The sequence below is a fragment of the uncultured Zoogloea sp. genome, assembly GCF_937894855.1.
In the GTDB taxonomy this organism is placed as follows: domain Bacteria; phylum Pseudomonadota; class Gammaproteobacteria; order Burkholderiales; family Rhodocyclaceae; genus Zoogloea; species Zoogloea oryzae.
The window spans coordinates 1-3,229 of record NZ_CALAYQ010000060.1; the positions used below are offsets into that span (position 1 = coordinate 1).

Genomic DNA, 3,229 nt, shown 5'->3' on the forward strand with positions numbered 1-3,229 from the left:
GCTTGGAGAGGCTGAAGGTCTGAGGCGTCAAGACGGGGGCGGGACGACGCTTACGATTGATCTGTCGTTTGGCATTAGCCCAAGCACGACCAAAACTGTCTGCAAACGGTGGCGTGCCCCTGCAAACGCAACTCGCTCGAAGTTCCCAGTCTCCGCGACGCGATTCTGATTTACTCCCTTGGAGAAGCCGAGAACAAGTGTAGTTGGGGTGGCGCTTCCGAAATAGCCTGGGTTGTTATGCAGGCGCCACTCGCCGAAGGAAACGGTCGCTTCGCGACCGCTAAAACATAGCCGACAATGCTGCGGACCGTGAGCGTAGAGAGCTGACAAGGCTGTTTCTCCGATGACGCAAGTGAAGTTGAAATTTCTGACGCTCTGTAAAACAACTCGATCCAATCGAACACATTCGTGCGTGCAGCGACTCGGTCAGACCGTCAAACGGCTCGTCCATTCCGAATACTGAATCCGCCGCCGGTTCCATGTCCTGTATAAGCGTTTACTGCGTCCAAGAATGGCGGCGTCCCCTCGGTTGATCGGTCTACGATTGAGTGCTCGAAACCGGCTGATAGACGTAAATACGCTTATGAATATGCTGATGGTCCGCGCAGTACTCGTGCAGGTTGTGCGCCTCGGATGACCGGTGATGAACGCCACGCTCTCCCCACATGAGCCACACCAGCGCCTTGCCAGACTGCGTCAAGTAGCTATCAAGAAGGTCACGACGCAGATAGCTGAAAGAACCACTGATTTGCGATCCATACTCGCCGACTTCGCGGTACAGGGACGCCACGCCTGAAGCATCGTGCAGATCCCATTTGTTGGCACGGTACCTGAGATTCAATGCTTCACAGACCAGTTTAGAGGGCAGGCTTGCACCACTGTTCTGGTTCTCCACGCTATGGTAGCTCTCCCAGTTATACTTCTGCACTGGGATGTCAACCGCGACGCCATCTTTTGACCACCGTTCAGCAGACACCATGCATTCGGCTCGGTCGCCCTCTTGCTCATCAGCGACAGGCAGTCCCGGAATCGAGGAGAAAGGCATCTCCCCCGCATAGGTGTAGTAGTAGCTTGGTCCTTCCGGAATGGCGTCATTACCGGGATATTGGAGACCAGTGAACGACGTGCTCAGGCGTTCGACTTCTCCGCTGTCCACGAGAACACCTCGGAGGAAGGTGAAGACCTGTCGGTCATCGGTGGGAGCGTTCTGTTCAAGGAACCCGTCAAGTACGACCCACGGCCCCGTCAGGCCATCAATCTCCGCGATCTGAAGGATGCCGCAGTAGTCAGGTTGCGGACCTCTCACCACCCAGTCGCCAGTACCCGTAGGCTGACCGCTGAACAAGTCTGGGAGTTGCAGTTCGATGCTCGCGGCCTCAAGTGGAAACGTTGGATCGATGTCGGCATCTGAGGGGCGAGCGCTGCACTCCTCGGCGAGGAGGCCCTGCGCGTACCGGACACCCCACATCTCGAAATAGGCAATCCAGCCGTACTTCTTCCCGTATCGGTCGACCTTGTGCTTGTCGCTTCCCATTCGAGGGCTGGAGTTCATTTGCCGGTCAACAGCTTCGAACTGTTCGGGGTCATAGCCAAGCGCCAGCATTCGCGAGACGATTGCCGGCAACACACGCTGGTAATCGGGGTTTTCGTAGTCGTAGTTCCAACGATCTGGAATCAATCTCCCTATTGTGTAGTTACCAAAGTCCATTCCAATCGCCGCGCGCTTCGCACGTTCGATGAACGCGGGGTTGTACTGCGGCATGTTCTCAAACGGACTGGGCAGATGGCTAAACGGTGGAAGGAGATGAGTTGCCTCGTCCTCAGACAAGCAAGTCGGGGCAACCATCCTTGCAATGGCAATGGTTCCCAGACAGTACTGCTGATATAGAGCATGCCAAGTAGGATGCGTCGCGCCAGGCGCGAACATGGCCTGATAAATCTCACGAGCGACTCTAGCCAGTGCCTCACGCATTTCCACAGCATTGGTATCCGACCAAGTGGTCAGTGCTGCACCGTAGGTCGCGGCAAACATCCGCTCGGGGACATATGGGTCTGAAACGACAATTGCCTCCACTGCCAGCCGAAAAAACTCCGCGGGCCGCTTGGAGGCGAATTCGTACAAGGTCTTGGTGGCCAGGTCCCGCAGGCTTCTGGACGTCGAGGTCAGCGTCCACATCACCCAGCGCGCCCGCCGAATCTCTCGTTCGTTTAGGCTACCCGTCCTCCATCTGGTCGACAGGAATTTGAAATCGTCTTCAACTTCCTCAGACCTCTCGCGAACCCACTCCGACCAGAAAAGATCGCGCTGCGTATTGGGCATGGCCAAGAGCACGCTGTGCAAGAAATCCATGTCAAAAGGATGTGCCCGCGCTGCCCTAGTACTCCAAAGTCTGTTGAAGGCAAGCCGCGCGAACTGCTTTGACTCCCGCATTGCGCACGCGAACCGATCCACCGTTTCTCGCCCGATGTGCCTTGGGTCTGATTGCGCGGTCAATAAAAGCGCGTTCATGACGAGTTTTTCGTCCGACAAGTCTTGCCAAAGCTGGCGCCTGGCAAAACGTTGCGGATACAGGCCAACCAGGGCCCGGAACACGTCAAAGGCGAAGGTATGCGATCCAGGCTCACGGAATCGGAACTGCGCGCGTCCTTCATCGCTTTCCAGCCATTGCACCAAGGACGGCCTGGCAAGCAGGTGACGCGCCATGATGTGTCCAGCCATCAGATCGTATGAAAACGTGATTCCTTGGCCGCCTTCTTCAGAAGTCGTTCGAATGAGGACGCCTTCTGACTCCAACGCGCGAATGACGCTGGAGTCCCAACGCCCCGAGTCTCCAACTGCCATCCGTGCAGCTTGGAACTCTACACTTCTCGCGTTGCCCTCCCAGAGAAGGCGTGCGATATTCAGCAGCGCATCTTGGACTTCATCCTGATAGATGCGATGCGCCGTTGGTGAAAGCTCAGCGACTCTTGCGGCAACCTTGTTGAAGTGCTCTTCGAACAAGCTTGCAAGCGAACTGGGCAGCGCCTCCACCCCGACAACGTGCTGGCGACGAGGGTTCGCCACCTCGCAGAAAATTCTCAGCGTCAACGGGTGCTGCAAGAACTCGATTGGCAGATCTGCGTCGGTGGCGTCGATCTTGTAGTACTCAAAGTATTTGTTGATGGCCGTCTGAGGCATCCCATTACACACATCTCCCACCCCTGTACCCTATCGTCCTGAGTGACGAAC

At 56.4% G+C, this 3,229-nt stretch carries 1 protein-coding gene; it reads right to left on the reverse strand.

What is annotated here, in order from left to right; genetic code table 11:
- Positions 1–538: 538 nt before the first annotated feature.
- Positions 539–3,178: a hypothetical protein gene (locus tag Q0672_RS07935; RefSeq protein ID WP_298621450.1), complete on the reverse strand. Its 2,640-nt coding sequence runs from the start codon at positions 3,176–3,178 to the stop codon at positions 539–541.
- Between the last annotated feature and the right edge of the window lie 51 nt (positions 3,179–3,229).

Excerpts from the sequence above, each read along its gene's own strand:
- Q0672_RS07935 (WP_298621450.1), bottom strand. The coding sequence starts at position 3,178 with ATGCCTCAGACGGCCATCAACAAATACTTTGAGTACTACAAGATCGAC.